The sequence below is a fragment of the Massilia sp. FBCC-B171 genome, from assembly GCF_059134155.1.
In genome coordinates, this window is sequence record NZ_CP101443.1 from 3441079 (window position 1) to 3462078 (window position 21000).

Annotated in this window: 19 protein-coding genes; 3 read left to right on the forward strand and 16 right to left on the reverse strand. The window is 66.1% G+C overall.

Annotated elements, in window-relative coordinates; translation table 11 throughout:
* The 9 genes from phoU to alr all read right to left on the reverse strand — a co-directional run bounded on the left by phoU (position 1) and on the right by alr (position 8500).
* Positions 1-693, reverse strand: a complete 693-nt coding sequence (phoU, locus tag NMB41_RS15550; protein ID WP_494378716.1) for a phosphate signaling complex protein PhoU — start codon at positions 691-693, stop codon at positions 1-3.
* Between the two features lie 41 nt (positions 694-734).
* Complete coding sequence (gene pstB, locus NMB41_RS15555) at positions 735-1523, reverse strand: phosphate ABC transporter ATP-binding protein PstB (RefSeq protein ID WP_494378717.1); 789 nt, start codon at positions 1521-1523, stop codon at positions 735-737.
* Positions 1524-1550: 27 nt separating this feature from the next.
* On the reverse strand, positions 1551-2405 hold the full coding sequence (gene pstA, locus NMB41_RS15560) for a phosphate ABC transporter permease PstA (RefSeq protein WP_494378718.1): 855 nt from the start codon (positions 2403-2405) through the stop codon (positions 1551-1553).
* Positions 2402-3334 carry a phosphate ABC transporter permease subunit PstC gene (gene pstC / locus NMB41_RS15565; protein WP_494382850.1) on the reverse strand — a complete coding sequence of 311 codons (933 nt, stop codon included), beginning with the start codon at positions 3332-3334 and terminating at the stop codon, positions 2402-2404. Before pstC ends, pstA begins: the two co-directional genes overlap by 4 nt.
* Before the next feature lie 157 nt (positions 3335-3491).
* Positions 3492-4532 (reverse strand): phosphate ABC transporter substrate-binding protein PstS, encoded by a 1041-nt coding sequence (gene pstS / locus NMB41_RS15570; protein ID WP_494378719.1) that lies wholly within the window; start codon positions 4530-4532, stop codon positions 3492-3494.
* A gap of 283 nt (positions 4533-4815) precedes the next feature.
* Positions 4816-5262, reverse strand: coding sequence for a hypothetical protein (locus tag NMB41_RS15575; protein ID WP_494378720.1), 447 nt, complete (start codon positions 5260-5262; stop codon positions 4816-4818).
* Between the two features lie 379 nt (positions 5263-5641).
* Complete coding sequence (locus NMB41_RS15580) at positions 5642-5911, reverse strand: PilZ domain-containing protein (protein ID WP_494378721.1); 270 nt, start codon at positions 5909-5911, stop codon at positions 5642-5644.
* 107 nt (positions 5912-6018) lie between these two features.
* Complete coding sequence (gene radA / locus NMB41_RS15585) at positions 6019-7398, reverse strand: DNA repair protein RadA (protein WP_494378722.1); 1380 nt, start codon at positions 7396-7398, stop codon at positions 6019-6021.
* Positions 7391-8500 carry an alanine racemase gene (gene alr / locus NMB41_RS15590; protein ID WP_494378723.1) on the reverse strand — a complete coding sequence of 370 codons (1110 nt, stop codon included), beginning with the start codon at positions 8498-8500 and terminating at the stop codon, positions 7391-7393. Before alr ends, radA begins: the two co-directional genes overlap by 8 nt.
* 135 nt (positions 8501-8635) lie before the next feature.
* On the opposite strand from alr, the gene lplT reads away from it, so the two are divergent.
* Positions 8636-9898, forward strand: coding sequence for a lysophospholipid transporter LplT (gene lplT / locus NMB41_RS15595; RefSeq protein ID WP_494378724.1), 1263 nt, complete (start codon positions 8636-8638; stop codon positions 9896-9898).
* A gap of 54 nt (positions 9899-9952) precedes the next feature.
* Here the strand turns inward: lplT and NMB41_RS15600 are convergent, their stop codons facing one another.
* From NMB41_RS15600 to tsaB, 4 genes are read right to left on the reverse strand one after another with little or no spacing between them, the layout of a single operon-like run.
* Positions 9953-10933 carry a DUF1853 family protein gene (locus NMB41_RS15600; RefSeq protein ID WP_494378725.1) on the reverse strand — a complete coding sequence of 327 codons (981 nt, stop codon included), beginning with the start codon at positions 10931-10933 and terminating at the stop codon, positions 9953-9955.
* Positions 10917-11783, reverse strand: a complete 867-nt coding sequence (locus NMB41_RS15605; protein ID WP_494378726.1) for a uracil-DNA glycosylase — start codon at positions 11781-11783, stop codon at positions 10917-10919. Before NMB41_RS15605 ends, NMB41_RS15600 begins: the two co-directional genes overlap by 17 nt.
* Positions 11780-12262, reverse strand: a complete 483-nt coding sequence (gene rimI, locus NMB41_RS15610; protein ID WP_494378727.1) for a ribosomal protein S18-alanine N-acetyltransferase — start codon at positions 12260-12262, stop codon at positions 11780-11782. The genes NMB41_RS15605 and rimI overlap by 4 nt, the downstream gene beginning before the upstream one ends.
* Entirely contained in the window at positions 12259-12975 is a 717-nt protein-coding gene (tsaB, locus tag NMB41_RS15615; protein WP_494378728.1) for a tRNA (adenosine(37)-N6)-threonylcarbamoyltransferase complex dimerization subunit type 1 TsaB, read from the reverse strand. Before tsaB ends, rimI begins: the two co-directional genes overlap by 4 nt.
* A gap of 65 nt (positions 12976-13040) precedes the next feature.
* On the opposite strand from tsaB, the gene NMB41_RS15620 reads away from it, so the two are divergent.
* On the forward strand, positions 13041-13466 hold the full coding sequence (locus NMB41_RS15620) for a thioredoxin family protein (RefSeq protein ID WP_494378729.1): 426 nt from the start codon (positions 13041-13043) through the stop codon (positions 13464-13466).
* 36 nt (positions 13467-13502) lie between these two features.
* On the opposite strand, the gene NMB41_RS15625 is transcribed toward NMB41_RS15620, so the two are convergent.
* On the reverse strand, positions 13503-14318 hold the full coding sequence (locus tag NMB41_RS15625; RefSeq protein WP_494378730.1) for an ABC transporter substrate-binding protein: 816 nt from the start codon (positions 14316-14318) through the stop codon (positions 13503-13505).
* 62 nt (positions 14319-14380) lie between these two features.
* On the opposite strand from NMB41_RS15625, the gene NMB41_RS15630 reads away from it, so the two are divergent.
* Positions 14381-15508, forward strand: a complete 1128-nt coding sequence (locus NMB41_RS15630) for a putative sulfate/molybdate transporter (RefSeq protein WP_494378731.1) — start codon at positions 14381-14383, stop codon at positions 15506-15508.
* Here NMB41_RS15630 and NMB41_RS15635 read toward each other — a convergent pair.
* Both NMB41_RS15635 and NMB41_RS15640 read right to left on the reverse strand, forming a co-directional pair.
* Positions 15500-17833 (reverse strand): xanthine dehydrogenase family protein molybdopterin-binding subunit, encoded by a 2334-nt coding sequence (locus tag NMB41_RS15635; RefSeq protein WP_494378732.1) that lies wholly within the window; start codon positions 17831-17833, stop codon positions 15500-15502. The two genes, NMB41_RS15630 and NMB41_RS15635, sit on opposite strands and share 9 nt — an antisense overlap.
* Entirely contained in the window at positions 17784-20954 is a 3171-nt protein-coding gene (locus NMB41_RS15640; protein WP_494378733.1) for an EAL domain-containing protein, read from the reverse strand. The genes NMB41_RS15635 and NMB41_RS15640 overlap by 50 nt, the downstream gene beginning before the upstream one ends.
* Positions 20955-21000: the final 46 nt, after the last annotated feature.

Genomic DNA, 21000 nt, shown 5'->3' on the forward strand with positions numbered 1-21000 from the left:
TCAGCCTTCCTGAGCCACGGGCTTGCTGTGGCGGATATCGCGCCCTTCAACCACATAGATCACGTATTCGGCGATGTTCTTGGCATGGTCGCCGATGCGCTCGATGGCTTTCGCCACCCACAGCGTGTCGAGCGCCGAAGAAATCGTGCGCGGGTCTTCCATCATGAAGGTGATCAGGTTGCGCAGGATGGTGCGGAACTCGTGGTCGATGATTTCGTCGCCCGCGATGATCTGCATCGCCTGCTTGCCGTCCAGGCGCGCAAAGGCGTCGAGCGCGTCGTGCAGCAGGTCGGAGGTGTTCTTGCCGATGGCGCGGATCATGTCGTAATGGGCGAAGCTGGTCGCGCCGCGCTCGTGCAGGCTTTTCGATGTGCGCGCGATCTTGCTCGACTCGTCGCCGATGCGCTCGAGGTCGGTGATGACCTTGATCGTGGCCATGATGGTGCGCAGGTCGTTGGCGGCCGGCTGGCGCTTGACGATCAAATGGCTGCACGCGTCGTCGAGCTGCACTTCGAGCTGGTTGACGGCATGGTCGTCCGCCATCACCTTGTCCGCTTCGGCGATGTCGCCCACGCGGAAGCAGTTCAGGGCCTGCTCGAACTGCGTTTCCACCATGCCGCCCATCAGCAGGACCTTGGAGCGGATTGCTTCCAGTTCCTGGTCATACTGTTTTGAGGAATGCTCGCCAATCATAAACTGCTCCCTAGTTTTCTTGATATCGTCTCTGGACTCACTTAACCGAAACGGCCAGTGATGTAGTCTTGTGTTTCCTTGCGTGCCGGCTTCATGAACAGTTGATCCGTCTCGCCAAATTCCACCAGCTCACCCAGGTACATGTAGGCAGTGTAATCGGAGCAGCGCGCCGCCTGTTGCATGTTGTGGGTCACGATCGTGATCGTGTAATCCTCTTTCAGTTCGCTGATCAGCTCTTCGATTTTTGCCGTCGAGATCGGGTCCAGCGCCGAGGTCGGCTCGTCGAGCAGCAGCACGTCGGGTTTCACCGCCACGCCGCGCGCGATGCACAGGCGCTGCTGCTGGCCGCCCGACAGCGACAGCCCGCTTTTATTGAGCTTGTCCTTGGCTTCTTCCCACAGCGCCGCCTTTTTCAGGGCCCATTCGACGCGCTCATCCATCTCGCCTTTCGACAGGTTTTCATACAGGCGCACGCCGAAGGCGATGTTGTCGTAGATCGACATCGGGAACGGGGTCGGCTTCTGGAACACCATGCCGATTTTCGCGCGCAGCATGTTCACGTCGACACCAGGCTCGAGGATATTCCGGCCGCGGTACATGATCGAGCCTTCCGCGCGCTGGCCCGGGTACAGGTCGTACATCCGGTTCAGGGTGCGCAGCAGGGTCGACTTGCCGCAGCCCGACGGGCCGATGAAGGCCGTCACCTTCTTCTCGTGGATGTCGAGCGAAACGTTCTTCAGGCTCTGCGTCTTGCCGTAGAAGAAATCCAGGCCGGAGATCTCGATCGTCTTCGCCTTCGCTTCGTTCGCCGCCGGGATCTGGGTTGCCATAGCTTGAGTCATAGTTGTCAGGATAAATTAACGTGGAGTCTTCTGGGTGAAGACGGTACGCGACAGGATGTTCAGGAACAGCACGGTGAAGGTCACCAGCAATGCGCCACCCCAGGCCAGCGAGCGCCAGTCGTCGTACGGGCTCATCGCGAACTTGTAGATCACCGACGGCAGGTTGGCCAGCGGTGCATTCATGTCGGTGCTGAAGAACTGGTTGTCGAGCGCAGTGAACAGGAGCGGCGCGGTCTCGCCCGAAATGCGGGCCAGGGCCAGCAGCACGCCGGTGACGATGCCTGCCTTCACTGCCCGCAAACGCACCAGGGTCGCCACCTTCCAGCGCGGCGCGCCCAGGGCAAAGGCTGCCTCCAGCAAGCTGTTCGGCACCAGGCGCAGCATGTTGTCGGTGGTGCGCACGACCACCGGCACGGCGATCAGGGTCAGCGCGATGGTGCCGGCATAGCCCGAGAAGTGCTGGACCTTGGCCACATACAGCGCGTAGACGAACAGGCCGATCACGATCGACGGCGCCGAGAGCATGATGTCGGTCACGAAGCGCGTGATCTGGCCGAAGCGGTTGGTGTCGCCGTATTCGGCCAGGTAGATGCCGGCCAGGATGCCGATCGGCGTGCTGACCAGGGTCGACAGGCCCACCATCATCAGGCTGCCGACGATGGCGTTGCGCAAACCACCGCCCTCGCCGCCCGGCGCCGGCGTGTCGCCGGTAAAGAGCGAACCGGACAGTGCACCAAAACCATTCACCAGCAGGGTCCACAGGATCCAGGCCAGGAAGGCCAGGCCGATGCCCATCGCGATGACGGAGAGCAGGATGCCGATGCGGTGCGCCAGCAGGCGCTTGCGGTAGACAGGATTTTTAACGTTCATTTCGTGCCTTCCTTGCGGGACATGCCCGCCAACATCAGTTTCGCAGCCGACAGCACGACGAAGGTAATACCGAACAGGATCAGTGCCAGCGCGAACAGCGAGGACACATGCAGCGGCGAGGCCGCTTCTGCAAATTCGTTGGCCAGGGTCGAGGAAATCGAATTGCCCGGCATGAAGAGCGAGGGCGAGAGCTTGTGGGCGTTACCGATGACGAAGGTCACCGCCATCGTTTCGCCCAGCGCGCGGCCCAGGCCCAGCATCACGCCGCCGACCACGCCGTTGCGGGTATAAGGCAGCACCACCTTGCGCACCACTTCCCACTTGGTGCAGCCCAGGCCGTAGGCCGACTCTTTCAGCACCGCCGGGACGATCTCGAACACGTCGCGCATCACCGAGGAAATGAACGGGATGATCATCACGGCCAGGATCAGGCCGGCGGTCAGGATGCCGATGCCCATGGTCGGGCCCTGGAACAGCTGGCCGATGACGGGCAGCTGGCCGACCGTCTCTTTCAGGAAGGGCTGGACGTGGTCGGCGAACAGCGGCGCGAACACGAACAGGCCCCACATGCCGTAGATGATCGAGGGCACGCCGGCCAGCAGCTCGACCGCGGTGCCCATCGGGCGGCGCAGCCAGGCCGGGCAGATTTCGGTGAGGAAGAGCGCGATGCCGAAGCTGATCGGGAAAGCGACCAGCAGCGCGATCAGCGACGTGGCCAGCGTGCCCCAGATCGCGATCAGGGCGCCGAACTTGTCGTCGACCGGATCCCACTCGACGGTGGTGATGAAACCGGGGCCGAATTCCTTGAAGGCGGGCGCCGCGCCATAGGCCAGCGAGACGATGATGCCGACCAGGGCGATGAGCACGCTGGCGGCGAACAGCAGGGTGATTTTATGGAAGAGGAAGTCCTGGATGCGCTGGTTGCGCATCGTTTTACGCAGGGCGGCGTATTGCAGGTCGACGGCGCCGTCGGTTGCTGCCGGCTTGTCGATGGCGACGGAAGGATGTGCGCTCATGTAGTGTTCTTATCGAGTGTGCTGCGGGGAGAGCCGCCGCGATGGAGTGCGCGGCGGCGTCCGTTGATCCTTACCAGATCGCCTTGCCGCCGGCGTCTTTCACGTTCGCTTTCCAGGCGTCCTGCACCAGCTTGGTGACGGCGTCGGGCATCGGCACGTAGTCCAGCTCGGCCGCGGCGGCGTCGCCGTTCTTATAGGCCCAGTCGAAGAACTTCAGCACTTCCTTGCCCTTTGCGGCATCGGCCTGGGCCTTGTGCACCAGGATGTAGGAAGCGCCCGTGATTGGCCAGCTGCCCTTGCCCGCCTGGTCGGTCAGCACCACGGCGAAACCCGGCGCCTTGGCCCAGTCGGCGCTGGCGGCGGCCGCCTTGAAGGCCTCGTCGTCCGGCTGCAGCCAGGCGCCGTCGCGGTTCTGCAGCTGGGTGTGCGCCATGCGGTTTTTCTTGGCGTAGGCCCATTCCACGTAGCCGATGCCGCCCTTGATGCGCTGCACATTGGCGGCCACCCCTTCGTTGCCCTTGCCGCCCACGCCGGTCGCCCATTTCACGGCGGTACCGGCGCCGACCTTCAGCTTCCAGTCCGGGTTGGTCTTCGACAGGTAGTCGGTGAACAGGAAGGTGGTGCCCGAGCTGTCGGCGCGGTGCACGACGGTGATGTCGTCGGCAGGCAGCTTCACGCCCGGGTTCAGGGCCGCGATCGGCTGGGCGTTCCACTTGGTGATCTTGCCCAGGAAAATATCGGCCAGTACGGCGCCGGTCAGCTTGACCTGGCCCGGCGTCACGCCCGGCAGGTTGATGACCGGAACCACGCCGCCCATCACGGCCGGGAACTGGAACAAGCCGGCGGCCGTCAATTCATTGGCAGGCAGCGGCATGTCCGATGCGCCGAAGTCGACCGTTTTGGCCTTGATCTGCTTGATGCCGGCGCCCGAGCCGACCGACTGGTAGTTCAGGCCATTGCCGCTGGCGGTCTTGTACATGGCCGCCCACTTGGCGTAGATCGGATACGGGAAGGTGGCGCCGGCGCCGGTGATGTTCACGGCCTGGACGGCGGTGGAGGCAAAAGCGGTGGCGGCAAGTGCGATCGAGACGAGCAAGGGCTTCATACGCATATCAGTTTCCTTTTAGTAAGAGCGCAGACTGCGCCCTGGTATTGCTGCGCAGTCTAGCGGCCGAATATGACAAGTTGATGACATCGCAAACCCCGCCTGTCATCGAATCGATGACACGGGCATTGTCCATGTCATCGATTCGATGACATGCGGGGCGTGGCTGTCATATTCGGTGTGACAAGCGATCCTGGCGCCCGTGCGCGATGCCTGGCGGTACCGGCGCAATAGTGCCGCGTTCCGGCGCGGGCCGTCACACGATTGATGCAGCTGGAATGAAGCGAGCTCAAGGCCAGAATAATACCGCCAGCATGGCCAGCATGGGCACGCCGAGGATCCATGCCGTACGCCAACGGCTGTTGCGGCGCAGCCGGGCCCTGCGCGCCGCCTCGACCTGGCGGTATTTTCTGCTGCGGCGCTCCCAATCCTCGAGCGAGGCGTAGCGCTTGCAGCGTTCGCTGTAGACCCCGGCGCCCAGCTTGGAGGCCACCTCGAACATCGCCTCGACCATCGCGCGCGAGGGATCGTGCGCTTCGCCCAGTCCGTACACGCTCAGGCTCAGCTTCTGGCGCGGGTCGGCCGTCAGCGCCACCACCCCGGCCGGGCTCGCGCCTCGGCCCCGTCCAGGCGGGCGCTGCAGGGCCGGGCATTGGGCGAGCGCCGCCATCCAGGCAGCCGCCGAAATCGGGCTGTCCTTGAAGCGGTCGAAGGCGATATAGACATGTCTACTCATGGGCGAGCCGGCTGGATTGGACCTGACCAGTGTAGAGCGATATTGTTATTGCGGCAACAGGCGGCGGAATGGCGCCGGATAACAAATGCCGCCGAAAATATAGGTACCCGGCACGCTTGTAAATACGCTGGCGGCTGCTATGCTCAAAGCGTAGTCATTGTAAGGAGGGGATGCTGAAGAGCGTTTGCAAGCTATGTGGAATATGTTTGTATTTGCTATTTTATCGGGCATGGTTGGCCTGATCGCCTATGAGATTTTCCAGGAGATCGGTGGCAGCTCTGAAGCCCTGCGCGACCACTATCACGAATAGTGCCCAACCCGGTTACGGGACCAGTGAAAAGCGGCGAGGCCCTTCGGGCGCTCGCCGCTTTGATGTTTACTAACGCAGGAAGCGCGATAAGGCAGTCATCGTGTTCAGTTCCATGTTCAGGAACTGCAGACCGACCTTGAATTCGCCATGACTGAGAATGCAGTACTGGGTGCGCGCCTTCGAATGGATGGGTACCAGCTTGCCCTCGACCAGCAAATCGAAGCGCATTTGCGCCGTCTGCCCGATTCCGACCGGCTGTGGCAGCGTCAGGCTGACGCCATTGGCGCTGATGTCGGTCGTGCGCCCCAGCACCGGGGCGCCGCCTTCGAGGGCCAGCATGGCCCGGGTCTTGAGGATCTTGCGTTGGGACTGCCTTTGTTCAGCGTGCACGGTATGCCAGGGTTGGTAAGTTCAAGTCGCAATTATATGCAAGATGGGCGAATCGTTCAGTCCAGCTCTCGCAACTTGGTAAACGCCTGGTCGATGCGCTCGACGCCGATGATGTTCATGCCTTCGATCTTCTGCTTGGGCATATTCCCCTTCGGGATCAGCGCGATCGAAAAGCCCAGCTTGGCCGCTTCCTTCAGGCGTTCCTGGCCGCGCGGCGCCGGGCGGATTTCGCCGGCCAGGCCGACTTCGCCAAAGACGACGAGCCCGCGCGGCAGCGCCTTGTTGCGCATCGACGAGTTAATCGCCAGGAGCACCGCCAGGTCGGCCGCCGGTTCGGCGATCTTCACGCCGCCGACCGCGTTGATGAAGACGTCCTGGTCGAAGGCTGCGATGCCCGCGTGACGGTGCAGCACCGCCAGCAGCATGGCCAGCCGGTTCTGCTCCAGGCCAACCGACAAGCGGCGCGCGTTCGGCAGGTGGCTGGCGTCGACCAGGGCCTGGATCTCGACCAGCAGCGGGCGCGTGCCTTCCTGGGTGACCATCACGCAGGAACCCGGCACCTGGCTGTCGTGCTGCGACAGGAACAGGGCCGAGGGATTCGACACGCCTTTCAGGCCCTTCTCCGTCATCGCGAACACGCCCAGCTCGTTCACGGCGCCGAAGCGGTTTTTAATGGCCCGCACCAGGCGGAAGCTCGACTGCGGGTCGCCCTCAAAATACAGCACGGTGTCGACGATGTGTTCCAGCACGCGGGGACCTGCCAGCGCGCCCTCTTTCGTCACGTGGCCGACCAGGATGATGGTCACGCCGGTCTGCTTGGCCACGCGCGTGAGCTGGGCCGCGCATTCGCGCACCTGCGAGACCGACCCCGGCGCCGCGGTAAGCGCATCGGAATACAGGGTCTGGATCGAGTCGATCACGGCTACTTCAGGCTTCAGGTCGGCCAGCGTGCCGAGAATGCGTTCGAGCTGGATCTCGGCCTGGAGTTTCAGGTCCTTTGCTTCGACCTGCAGGCGCCGTGCGCGCAGCGCGATCTGGGCGCCGGATTCCTCGCCGCTGACATATAAGGTAGAGCGCGTCGCGGCCAGGTTGGCCAGGGCCTGCAGCAGCAGGGTCGACTTGCCGATGCCGGGATCGCCGCCGATCAGGACCACGCCGCCCGCGACCAGGCCGCCGCCGAGCACGCGGTCGAACTCCTCGATGCCGGTGCCGAAGCGCGGCACGTCGACCGCCTCGATGTCCGCCAACGACAGCACCGGCGCGGTCTGGGCCAGCGCCTTGTAGTTCACCGTCTGCGACATGCGGTTCACGCCCGCCGATTCCGGGACCGTCTCGACCATCGTGTTCCAGGCCTTGCAGTCGGCGCACTGGCCGGTCCAGCGGCTGCTGACGCTGCCGCACTCGCTGCAGACGAACTGGGTCTTTACCTTAGCCATGGGTTCCCAACCGTCCTTCCGTGACGCGCACGCGCGGGGCGAGTGCGCACATCAATTCATAACCGATCGTGCCCGATGCCGCCGCCACCTCGTCGATCGGCAAGCCGTCGCCCCATAGCGTGACCTGGCTGCCGATACGGGCGTTGGCGATCGGCGTCAGGTCGACCGTCATCATGTCCATCGAAACGCGCCCCACCACCGAGGTGCGCACGCCGTCGACGATCACCGGCGTGCCGTGCGGCGCGTGGCGCGGATAGCCGTCGGCATAGCCGCAGGCCACCACGCCCACCTGCATCCGGCCCGGGGCCTCGAAACGGCTGCCGTAGCCGACGGTGTCGCCCGCGACCAGGCTCTGGATCGCGATGATTTCGGAGGTGAGCGTCATGGTCGGGCGCAGGCCGTAGTCGTGCGCCGTGCGCCCGCCGCCGGGGGTGCCGCCATAAAGCATGATGCCGGGACGGACCCAGTCGTTGTGCAGCTCGGCCTGGAGCACCGCCTGGTGCAGCACGCCGCCCGAATTGGACAGGCTGCGCTCGCCCTCGAGCCCCTGGGCGCCGCCCACGAAGCGCTCGACCTGTTCGGCCACGCCCAGGCGCGGGTGTTCGAGTTCGTCGGCGTTCGCGAAGTGCGTCATGAGCGTGATGTTGCGGATGCCCTTGATGGCGCGCAGGCGCTTGTAGGCGGCCGCGTAGTCGTCCGGCTTGAAGCCGAGCCGGTTCATCCCGGTATTCATTTTCAGGTGGACGTCGATCGGGCGATAGAGCTGGGTGTACTCCAGCATCTTGATCTGCTCGAGGGAATGGACGGTGCTGTTGATATTGTGTTCGGCCAGCAGCGAGACGTCGCTGGCGTCGAAGATGCCTTCCAGGAGCAGGATCGGCTTGATCCAGCCCAGTTCGCGCAGGCGCAGCGCGTTTTCCGTTTCGATCAGCGCCAGGCCGTCGGCCAGCGCGAAGCCCTTCATGCCGCGTTCGAGCCCGTGGCCATAGGCGTTGGCCTTGACGACGGCCCAGACGCGGGCCTCGGGTGCGCAGGCGCGTGCACGCGCAAGGTTATGCTGCATCGAATCGAGATGGATGGTGGCGCAGAGCGGGCGTGGCATGTCTGGTGGCGAAAAAAGCGATTAGGCGAAGGGTTCTATTTTACTAGAGCACCCTGCTTCTTGCCCGTCCGTTTCTTTGGCATGCCGATCTTTCATGGTATAAAGCAACCCACTCTTGTTTTCTGACTCACTCGAATGAATCGTGGTTTCTATACCATCATGGCGGCGCAGTTTTTCTCGTCGCTGGCAGACAATGCGCTGCTGTTTGTAGCCATTGACGTGCTGGTGTCGATGAACGCTCCGGCGTCGCTGACGCCGCTGCTGAAACTTTCATTCGTCCTGTTCTACGTCCTGCTTGCCGCTTTCGTCGGCGCCTTCGCCGATGCGCTGCCCAAGGGCCGCGTCATGTTCATCGCCAACCTGATCAAGGTATTCGGCTGCGGCCTGATGTTCCTGACCGTGCACCCGCTGCTGGCCTATGCCGTCGTCGGCTTCGGCGCGGCCGTGTATTCGCCGGCCAAGTACGGCATCCTGACCGAACTGCTGCCGCCGGAAAAACTCGTCGCTGCGAATGGCTGGATCGAAGGCCTGACCGTGATGTCGATCATTTTCGGCACCGTCATGGGCGGCTACCTGGTCAGCACCAGCGGCTCGGCCCTGATCCTGGCCGTGGACTTCCCGCTGATCGACACCGGCATCGACACCACCAGCGAAGCGGCGATGGCCGTGGTGGTCGTGATCTACCTGCTGGCCACCCTGTTCAACCTTCGCATCCCGGAAACGGGCGCGCGCTACGAGCACCAGGAACGCAATCCCGCCAAGCTGATCGCGGATTTCGCCAACTGCTCGGCCACGCTCTGGAAAGACAAGCTGGGCCAGATTTCGCTGGCCGTGACCACGCTGTTCTGGGGCGCGGGCGCCACCTTGCAGCTGATCGTGCTGAAGTGGGCCGAACGTTCGCTCGGGATGCCGCTCGACAAAGCGACCAGCCTGATCGGCGTGGTTGCGATTGGCGTGGCGGTCGGCGCGGCGCTGGCGGCGCGCATCATCCCGCTGAGGAAGTCGCTCACCGTGATCCCGATGGGGATCTTCATGGGCCTGGTCGTGACGGCGATGGTGTTCGTCCATGACGTGATCGTCGCCTACCCGCTGCTGGCGCTGATCGGCTTCCTGTCGGGCTTCTTCGTGGTGCCGATGAATGCGCTGCTGCAGCACCGCGGCCACGTCCTGATGAGCGCGGGCCACTCGATCGCGGTACAGAACTTCAACGAGAACCTGTCGATCCTGACCATGCTCGCGCTGTACGCCATCATGATCACGCTGAACCTCGACCTGAACATCATCATCGTGCTGTTCGGCCTGTCGATCGCGGGGATTACCTTCCTGATCCTGCGCCTGCACCAGCGCAACCAGGCGCAGCACGATTCGCTGGCGCTGATCGGGGAACACAAGCATTGAGTGGTAAGGGCGGAAACTTCGCCCATGCAAATTATATTTGCATAAATAACAATATTACCAAACAATATTTTGCATATTGTCCTGGGCGCTTCTTGCTTCGGCGCGCTCGCGCCAGTCGTTCGGGACGATGAAGCCGCGCTCGACTTCTTCCACCAGCCCCGGCGTCACCCGCACCACGGCCACCAGCACCGGCGAGGCGTTCGTTTCGAACTGCGCCTCGAGCTCGGCGTGCAGCTGGGCGCGGTTCATCAGCCACTCGGCGTGCGCCGCCCGAAACGGCGCCAGCCACTGCAGCTTGGGCAGCACCAGGAAGGCGTCCGCACCGAGCGCATCGAGTTCGCCCAGCGCGCACCAGAAACCGCGGCAGTGGCCGGCCGTGATGCCGCTCATCGCCGGCCAGCTGCCGGCCGGGTAGAACAGCCAGCCCTTCACCAGCGCGCGCGCCAGCGTCACGGGCCGCGGCAGCAAAGGCTTGGCCGCCGGATGCGCGCCCAATTCGAGCTGGCGCCCGAAAATCTTGCGCATCTTCGCGCCCAGGCTGTCGGCCAGGTTGGGGCCCACCAGAGTATCGAACTCCTGCGCGAATTCCTGCCCGGCCTCGCCCTGCAATAAATAGAACTTGGTGGCGAATTCGATGTGCTCCAGCGCGTCCGGCCCGGCATCGAGCAGGAAGTCGAATTCGCCGACGGTGTCGTTGCGGTTGGCCCGGATCTGCAGGCCGTGGGCCACGAGGCGCCCCTGCTCCTGGAAATAAAAGGCCATCAGCTTTTCGGCATACAGGCCAAGGCGCGTGTAGACGCGCGGGCCGAGTGCGGCGTCGAGCGGCGCCGGATCATGGTCCAGGTCGCGCAGCCAGCGTTCGACTTCAGGCGTTACGGGCCCGGTGGAGGCGATGCGGCCCTGCCAGTGGGGCGCGCCGGCGTCAAGCAGGTCGGGCGAATCGAGCAGCCAGGCCAGCGCGCGCACCCGCGCGCGCCGCAGCATGCCCCAGCGGCGGTGGAAGGCTAGCTGGTAGCTGTCAAGATCGTCGCGCATCGATCGAACGGGCCCGGCACAGGTCGGCCCAGGCCAGCGCCTTGTCGCCGCCGCGGCGCAGCAGCTCGCCGGGATGCAGGGTCGCCACCAGCGGCACGCCGCCCAGCGCATGGGTGGCGCCGCGGGTGCCGGCCAGCGGCTCCTGCAGCGCTTTTCCGAGCAGGCCGTTGGCGGCGATCTGGCCCAGGGTCAGCACGAGGCCGGCGCCGGAGAGGGCCAGCTCGCGTTCGACGAAGGGACGGCAGGCCGCCGCTTCCTCCAGCGTCGGGGCGCGGTCGCCGCCATTGTTGGAGACCGGGCGGCACTTGACGAGATTGGTCACGTAGACGTCCTGCGCGCGGTGCAAGCCGACGGCGCCCAGCATGTTGTCCAGCAGCTGGCCAGCCTCGCCCGCCAGCGGCGTGCCCGCCGCTTCGTCCGCCACACTGGTCGCGCCGGCCGTCACCATCCAGCGCGCCGCCTGGGGGCCGACGCCGTACACGGGCTTGCGGCCGGTGCAGTCGCCGCAGCGCTTGCAGCGCGCAATCGCGCTGCGCAGTTCGTCCCAATCCATGGCCGCGATGGCCTCGAGACTGTCGCCCTGCTCTTCTTCGACCGGCGCCGGGACCGGCGGGGTCCAGGGCGCGGGCGCCGGCGCCGTGGTGCGCGGAATCTCGCCCCAGGCCGGATCGCGCGGCGGCGGCGGGATGACGCCGGGCGCATGTATGCCTGGGGCCTCTTCCTGCACGGCGGGTTCGTCGGCCGGCACATCGGCCGGCTGCGTTTCGCCGGCTGCCTGCCGGCGCAGGCGCCAGAGCGGCGTAATGCCCATCTCGGCCAAAAAAACTTCGTCGCGTTCGTTCACGTTCATACCCCATGCCTCATCACGATGGCATCCTCGCGCTTGCCCTCATGGGCCGGATAATACGCCTTGCGCCGCCCGATCTCGGCAAAGCCGAAGCGCTTGTACACGGCCAGCGCCCTTTCGTTGGATGGCCGCACTTCGAGCAGCACCGATTCGGCGCCCATCTCCTTGGCCCGGGCGCACAGGGTGTCGAGCAGCTGCCGCCCCAGGCCCGTGCCGTGCCGATTTCCCGCCACGGCCACATCCAGCAGGTGGGCTTCGTCGAGCGCATACATCAGCAAAAAATAGCCGGCCAGCGCGCCGTCGGCATCGCGCAGCAGCCAGGCATCGTAGCCGGCCTGCACCGAGTCGCTGAAGTTGGCGCGGCTCCACGGATGGGGAAACACGCTGCATTCGAGCGCGTGGACCTCGTCGACATCGTCCATGGTCATCGGCACCAGTGCCAGGCCGGCTGCGCCGTTTGCGACTGCGTTCGCCAGCTTCATGCGCTCTTGCCCCCGGCCTTGGCCGCATTGATCACCTGGCGCTCGGCGCTGGTGTAGGCAACCTTGTTGCGCAGGTAGAGCGGCTGCGCCTGCGCCGCCGGCACGCCCTGGCCGGCCGCCAGCGCGGCGGCCCCGATGCGCGCCAGCTCGCGCGCATGCGGCACGATGCCGGCGTCGGCCTGGGCGGCGAAGGCCTTGCCGGCAAAGGCGTCGGGATAGACGGCGAAGCCGTTGCCGCAGGCGGCCAGTTCCGCGGCGGCTTGCGGCTGCACCGCTTCCGGCGCGGACAGGACCGGCGCAATCACGACCTGCCAGCTGCCGTCGAAGCGGTACTGCGCCCAATAGACTTCGTTCATGCGCGCGTCCAGCACGCACAAGACCTCGCGCGCGCCGCTGCGTGCGCGGCAGGCTTCGGCCATGGCTTCGAGCGTGACCAGCGGCAGCACCGGCAAACCGGCGCCGAAGGCCAGGCCCTGGGCCACGCCGCAGGCCGTGCGCACGCCGGTAAACGAGCCGGGCCCGGCGCCAAAGGCGATTGCCTCGACCTCGGCCAGCTTCAGCCCGGCTTCGGCCAGCAGCTCCTGCACCATCGGCAGCACCGACTGCGAATGGGTGCGCACGCCTCCGGATTCGCGCGCGATGACGGAGTCGCCCGACAGCAGCGCGCAGGAGGCAAGTTCGGACGAGGTTTCGATGGCAAGGATGATAGGCATGCGCTATTTTAACTCCCCCGCGCCCCGGGTTGGCCTATCTGTGCGGCGCAAGGTAGAATCCGCCCATGCATAGCCTGACACTTGACAACAGCAACCGCGCGCAGCTCGCCGCCTCGATCGAGGACGGGGGCTGGGTCGTCGCCTGCCTGTGCGCCGCCTGGTGCGGCACCTGCGGCGGCTACCGCGCCGTCTTCGAATCGCTGGCCGCGCGCCATCCCGACAAGACCTTCGTCTGGATCGACATCGAAGACCAGGCCGAGGTCGTCGGCGACCTCGACGTCGACAATTTCCCGACCCTGCTGCTGCAACAGGCCGGCACCGTCGCCTTTTTCGGCCCCATGCTGCCCGAGCCCGCACTGGCCGAGCGCCTGGTGCAGGCGCAGGCCGAGCTGGAGCCGCAGGAGCTGGCGCGCCTGGCCGCCTCGACCGAAGAGCGGCGCGGCTGGCAGCGCGATTGCAATCTGGAGACCCTGCTGCGCCAGGCCGGCTGAGCGCCACGCAACAGGCGCGCGCCGCCTGGCACCGGCCTATTTGCCGGGTGCCGCCGACGGGAAGAACACCTGCTGGCCGCCGGTCCGGAACGAAGCGATCAGCGCCTGGCCTTCGCTCGAGGTAATCCACTCCACCAGCTGCATTGCGCCCTTGTAGTTCAGGCTGCTCGACTTTTGCGGGTTGACCGCGATGATGCCATAGGGGTTGAACATCTTCGGGTCGCCCTCGACCGCGATCTGCAGGCCGGTTTTCGCGCGGTAAGCGATGTAGGTGGCGCGGTCGGTGAGCGTATAGGCACGCAATTCGGCGGCCATGTTCAGCACTTCGCCCATGCCCAGGCCCGCCGACACGTAGGCGCTGCCCTGCGGCCGGCTGCCGGCCTGGGTCCAATAGGCTTTCTCCATCAGGTCGGTACCGGAGTTGTCGCCGCGCGAGATGAATTTCGCACCGCTGGCGGCGATTTTCCCCATTGCGGCCAGGACGTCCTTGCTGCCCCGGATGCCGGCCGGGTCGCTCTCGGGCCCGACCACGATGAAATCGTTGTACATGACGTCGCGCCGGTTCACGCCATGGCCTTCGGCGACGAACTTGTCTTCGAGCGCGCGCGCATGCACCAGCGTGACGTCGACGTCGCCGTTCTTCGCCAGTTCCAGCGCCTTGCCGGTGCCGACCGAAATCACTTTCACCTTGCTATTCGTCCTGGCTTCGAACTTCGGCAGCAGGTAGTGCAGCAGGCCCGAGTTCTCGGTGCTGGTGGTGGTCGAGAGCCGGATCGACTGCTGGGCCAGCACAGGTGCGCTGGCGACCAGCAGGACACCCAGCAGGGCAAGGTGTTTGGTGAGCTTGAACATGGCATTTTCCCATTCGTATCGATGTGCTATGGTAAGCCGCCTTCCAGAACTTGCATATACCCATGAAGAATGCCGCACCCCTGCGCTTCGACCGCGCCGAATGGTCGGCCGCTTTTGCCGACCTGGGCAGCTTCATTCCCTTCGTCGTGGCCTATGTCGGCGTGCTGAAGATGGACCCGGTCGGCATCCTGCTGGCCTTCGGCATCGCCCTGGTCGGCTGCGGCATCTTCTACCGCACGCCCATGCCGGTGCAGCCCATGAAAGCCATCGGCGCCCTGGCGGTCGCGCACGCCGGCGTGGTGACCCACGCCTCGATCGCCGCCGCCAGCCTGGTCACCGGGGTGCTGTGGCTGCTGCTGGGCGCGAGCGGCTTGGCGGCGCGGCTGGCGCGCCTGGTCCCGAAGGAGGTGGTGCAAGGCATCGTGGCCGGGCTGGGCCTGTCCTTCATGCTGCAGGGCGGGCGCATGATGTCGGCCGACTGGCTGGCCGCCGGCGCCGCCCTTGCCGTTGCGGTGCTGCTGCGCCGCAGCCGGCACTTCCCGGCCATGATCGTGCTGCTGGCAGGCGGCCTGGCCTACGGCGTCGCGCGCGATCCAAGCCTGTGGCAGGCGGCGCAGTTCGGCTTTGCCTTCCGCCTTCCCGTGATCGCGCCGGGCGGCATCGGATGGGAAGACCTGGCCACCGGCACGCTCTTGCTGGCGCTGCCCCAGCTGCCGCTGACCATGGCCAATGCCGTGATCGCCGTTACCGGCGAAAACAACCGGCTCTTCCCCGAGCGCCCGACGAATGTCAGGAAAGTGTCACTCACGACCGGCGCCATCAATCTGGTGGGCGCGCTGTTCGGCGGCATCCCGATGTGCCATGGCGCCGGCGGCATGGCCGCCTATACGGCCTTTGGCGCGCGCAGCGGCGGCGCCCCGGTCATTTTCGGCCTGACGCTGCTGCTGCTGGCGCTGTGCTTCAGCGATTCGATCGGCTTCCTGCTGCAGGCCGTGCCGGCCGCGGTGCTGGGCACCATCCTGTTTCTCGCGGGCGGCCAGCTGGTCGTGGGCAACCTGCCGCGCAGCACGCACTGGCGCGAGCTGCTGCCGGTCGTGCTGACCGCCCTGGTTGCGCTGGTCAATGTCGGCCTGGGCTTCCTGGTCGGCCTGACCGTGTACTGGGCGGTGCGCAGGCCCCGGTCAGCTTAGGCGCAGCGGCAGGCTGCGCAGCCGCTTGCCGGTCAGCTTGAACACGGCAGCGGCCACGGCCGGCGCCACCGGCGGTACACCCGGCTCGCCCACGCCTTCGGGCGGCTCGGCGCTGGCGACGATGACGGTGTCCACCACCGGCGCCCGGTCGAAGCGCAGCACCGGATAGTCGCCGAAATTGGACTGCTGCACGCGCCCGTCCTTGATCGTGATTTCGCCACTCAAGGCCGCCGACAGGCCAAAGACAACGGCCGACTCCATCTGCTGGGCCACGATGTTCGGGTTGACGACGATGCCGCAGTCGATCGCGCAGACGACCCGGTGCACGCGAATGTCCGTGCCTTCGACCGAGACCTCGGCCACTTGCGCCACGATGCTGCCGAAGCTCTGGTGCAGGGCCACGCCATGTGCGCGGCCGGCGGGCGGCGTGCCGGCCTTGCGCACCGCCGCGTCGAGCACCGCCAGGTGGCGCGGATGCTTGGCCAGCAGCGCACGCCGGTAGGCCACGCCATCCTGGCCGGCCGCGTGCGCCACTTCGTCGAGGAAGCCCTCCTTGAAGAAGGCATTGTGCGAGTGGCCGACCGAGCGCCAGTAGCCCAGCGGCACCGCGCTGTCGACGATCACGTGGGCGATGCGCTGGTTGGCTATCTCGTACTGCATGTCGTACTCGCCCTCGGCCGTGGTCTTGTCCGGCCCCATGCCCGGCAGGCCCAGGTTGCGCGGGAAGTACTGGTGGCCGATCGCGCCGCTGGCCGACTTGTTGTCCCAGGCCAGCACGCGCCCGCCTGCGTCCAGGCTGGCCTTGAAGCGGGCCAGTGCGGCCGGACGGTAGACGTCGTGGGTGGTGTCGTCTTCGCGCGTCCAGATCAGCTGTACCGGTTTGCCGCCCGCGGCCAGGGCGACGACCACCGCCTGGGCGACCATGTCGCCCTCCAGACGGCGCCCGAAGCCGCCGCCCAGCAGCATGACCTCGATGCTGACGTCTTCCCTCGCCACGCCCGCCACCTTGGCCGCCACGTCGACCGCGATGCTCGGCACCTGGGTCGAGGCCCACAGGCGCACCTTGCCGTTCTCCACTTGCGCGGTGCAGTTGACCGGCTCCATCGCCGCATGCGCGAGGAAGGGCGCGCGGTATTCGGCGCTGATCGTCTTGACGGCGCCCGCCACATCCTGGGCGCCGCTCTCGTAATAGGTAAAGCCCGATTCGTTGTCGAGGGCGTTGGCGAAGCCGGCGAAAATCGACTCCGTCGACAGCGCAACGCCCGCCCCCTCGTTCCAGCGCACCTGCAGCGCGGCGGCGGCCGTCTTCGCCTGCCACCAGCTGCGCGCGATCACGGCCACGCCGGCACCGGCGCCGGCATGGGGTCCAAGCGCGCCTGAGACGTCGACCACGCCGATCACGCCAGGCATGGCTTTCACCGCCGCCTCTTCGAACGAAGCGACCGTGGCGCCGATGACCGGCGCCATCTTGACGGCCGCATACAGCATGCCGGCAGGACGCGCGTCGATGCCGAACAGCGCCGTGCCATTTACTTTGGCCGGCGTGTCGCGCCGCGGCAGCGGTTTGCCGATCAGGCGAAAGTCCTTCGGGTCCTTCAGGCGCACGTCGCCGGCATCGATGCCGGCGCCAACGTCCGCGGCGCGCGCGGCCAGGCTGGCGTAGGAGGCGCGCCGGCCATCCTTGTGGATCACGAAGCCGTCCTCGGTACGCAGGTCGGCGGGAGACGCCTTCCACTGGCCGGCGGCCGCTTTGACCAGCATAGCGCGCGCCACGGCGCCGGCTTCGCGCATCGGCTGCCAGGCATCCTTCACGCTGGTCGAGCCGCCGGTGAACATGATGCCGAGCTCGCGCCCGACCTTGGCCAGCATCCACTGGGCGCCGTCCTTCACATTGCCGCGTTCGTCGGGATGGAAAGGCAGGTTCTCGCGCAGCACCGCCAGGTTGCCGAAGATCTTGTCGATCGGTGCGGCGGCGATGCGCACGCTATCCAGGGATGCGTCGAGTTCTTCGGCCACCAGCATCGGCAGGGCCGTGTGCACGCCCTGCCCCATCTCGCTGCGCGGCACCACGACCGAGACGATGCCGTCCAGGCCGATCGTGATCCAGCCATTCAGGGCGACGGCGCCGTTCGCCACAGGCAGCGGTTCGCTCGTGTGCAGGCGCTGGCGCGGCGGGCGCGTGCCCCAGCCGACCAGCAGCGCGCCGCTGGCCACCAGGGCGCCGGCCAGGAAGCGGCGCCGCGAACTGCGTTTTGACGCCTTGCGCGAAGCCTGCTCAGGTGATGGTTCCCCGGGTGTCCCGGCCGGCGTGTTCGTGTCTCTCATTATTCTTGTTTCCCCAGTTTTCCAGCAGCTCGGCCGGCGCCACCGGCCGGCCGTACAGGTAACCCTGTGCGCGCGTGCAGCCATGGCGCAGCAGGAAGGCTGCCTGTTCTTCGTTTTCCACCCCCTCGGCGATCACCGAGAGGTTCATGCTTTTACCGAGCTGGATGATCGCAATCGCAATCGCCTCGTCGTTCGAATCGATCGCGATGTCCTTGATGAAGCTGCGGTCGATTTTCAGGACGTCCACCGGCAACTGCTTCAAATAGGCCAGCGACGAGTAACCCGTGCCGAAATCGTCGATCGCCAGCCCGACGCCGATCGCGTGCAGTTCGTGCACGAAGGCCAGCGCGTCGCCGGTATTCATGATCACGGACTCCGTCACTTCCAGCTGCAGGCGCCGCGGCGCCAGGCGCGTTTCGGCCAGCACGCGCGCCACCTGCGGCGCCATCGCCCCGCGCTCGACCTGGCGCACCGACAGGTTGACCGCCATCTTCGGCACCATCAGCCCGGCCTCGTCCCAGCGCACCATCTGGCGGCAGCTTTCCGCCAGCACCCATTCGCCGAGCTGGTTGATGAAGCCGGTGTCCTCGGCCATCGGGATGAAACGCACCGGGCTGACCAGTCCCAGCTCCGGATTATGCCAGCGTACCAGCGCCTCGACCCCGATCAGGCGGCCGCTGCCGATTTCGACCTGGGGCTGGTAGTGCAGGAAGATTTCGTTGCGATCGATCGAGCGGCGCAGCAGCGCTTCCATCCGCAGGCGCTCGACGCCCTCGCCGTCCATCTCGGGCGAATAGAACTGGTAGCCGTTGCGCCCGCGCGACTTGGCCTGGTACATGGCGACGTCGGCGTTTTTCACGAGGTTGTTCGCATCCTGGCCGTCGCCCGGGAACAGGCTGATGCCGATGCTGCCGGTGACGAAGAGCTCGTGGCCGGCGACCATGAAGGGCTGCTCGAACAGGGCCATCATCTTGGTCGCCACCAGGCCGGCGCCATAGCTGCCGTCGACGTTCTCGAGCAGGACGATGAATTCGTCGCCGCCCAGGCGCGCCAGCGTGTCGCCGTCGCGCAGGCGCTGGCCAAGGGCGAGCGCGACCTGTTTCAGCAGTTCGTCGCCGACGTGGTGGCCGAGCGTGTCGTTGACGTTCTTGAAGCGGTCCAGGTCGATGAACATGACCGCCAGCTGCTGCTGTTCGCGCCCCGCGCGGCCGATCGCATGCAGCAGGCGGTCGTTGAACAGCAGCCGGTTCGGCAGGCTCGTGAGCGGATCGTGGTGGGCCATGAAGTCGAGCTTTTCCTGCGATTCCTTCAGGCGCGTGATGTCGCTGAAGACGCCCACGTAATGCGACACCCTGCCCTCGTCGTTGCGCACCGTGGACACAGTCAGCCACTCGAGGTAGGTGCCGCCATCCTTGCGCGTGCTCCACAGCTCGCCCTGCCAGACGCCGGTGTCGCTCAGCTGGCGCCACATGGCGAAGTACAGCTCCTGGTCCTGGCGCGCCGAACGCGTCACGCTCCAGGACTTGCCGATGACCTCCGGCGCTTCGAAACCGGTGATGTGGGTGAAGGCCGGATTGACTGTCACGATCGTCCCCATCACGTCGACCACCATCACGGCGTCGGCGATGTGCTCGAACACGGTTGAGGACAGGCGCAGCTTCTCCTCGTTCTGCCGGCGTTCGGAGATATCGGCGAAGACCCACACATTGCCCGCCTCGGGACGCCCCGGGTCGATTGAACTGCCGCTCACCATGCACCACAACAGGCTGCCGTCGCTGCGCCGCAGCTGGCGCTCGTGGGTCGTGTCCATGCCGTTGACAAGGCGCTGGAAGAATTCGCGCTCGGCCGGGCCGTACTCGCTGGCCGAGACGAAGAACACCGAGGCCGGGCAGCCGACCAGGCTGCCTGCAGCGTAGCCGAACAGCTGCTCGGTGCGCCGGTTGACCGAGACGATGTGCCGGTCGCGCGTGATCACCACGCCGAACATGACGTTGTCGAGGATCGCTCCCTGCTCGGCCAGCAGCGCCTGGATGCGCATTTCGTCGCGCTTGCGTTCGCCGATGTCCGAGACGATGCCGTCGACCGAAAAGCCTTCCGCGTCCGGCACCCGCTGTGGCTGGCCGCTTTCCAGCACCCAGCGCTCGACGCCGGCGGCGTTGACGATCCGGTATTCCACCTCATAGGCGCGCTCGCTCTCGAGCGCCTCGCGCAGGACCTGGCTGCGCAGAGGCCGGTCCGCGGGCACGATCAACGCAACCCAGGCGTCGGTGCCGCCCCGCATGAGCGACGCCGCCGGGATACCGCCGATTCCTTCAATGGCGTCGCTGACGAAGTCGAACCCGCCACTGGCACGGGCGCGGAACACGGCGCCAGGCACCTGGCTGACGATCGAGCGGAACTGCTCCTCGCGCTGGGCGACGTCGGCGAACAGGGTGCGGATCGCGACCCGCATGCGTTCCATCTGGGTGCCCAGGCGTCCGAGTTCCCCCGGCACGTCGAGCGCCAAAGGAGTATTGAAGTCGCCGCGCGAGAGACGGTCGGAAAAACCGGCGAGCGTGCGCAGCGGGTCGTGCAGGCGCCGGCGCAGGAAGGCCAGGATCAGGAGCAGCGAGATCGTCACCTGCACCGCCAGCACCAGCGCGTAATTGCGCTGCTTGCGGGTGAGTTCCTGGCTGCTCTGCAGGTCGTCCATCTCGATCGTCACGTCGCCGATGCGCTCGCCCTGCACCACGATGCGGCGCTCGGCGCGCAGCACGCGGCCCAGGGTCCGCTTGGGGGCGCGCACGTCGATCAGGCCGGAGTCGAACTGGCCACGCACCTGGATCCGCACCACCGACGGGTCGCGCATGACCGAGTCGACCAGCGAGCGCGCCGCCGTCGTGTTCATGTTCCAGAGGGACTCCTGCATGCCCAGCGCGAGGATCTCGGCATTGCGCTGCAGGGTTTCGTTGAGTTCGGCGACCGTGTTCTGGCGCTCCTGCACCACGAGCAGGAAATAGCTGGCGAGCAGCGCAGGAATCACCAGGCCGCCGACGACGACCATCAGCATGGCGCCGTAGACCGACTTGACGTACAGCCTGCTTATTCGCGACGTAAAGCCGCGCACATCAATCCATGACATGGTCGTGGCCGCAATGGTTGGCGCCGGTTCGCCGGCGCGGAACGTG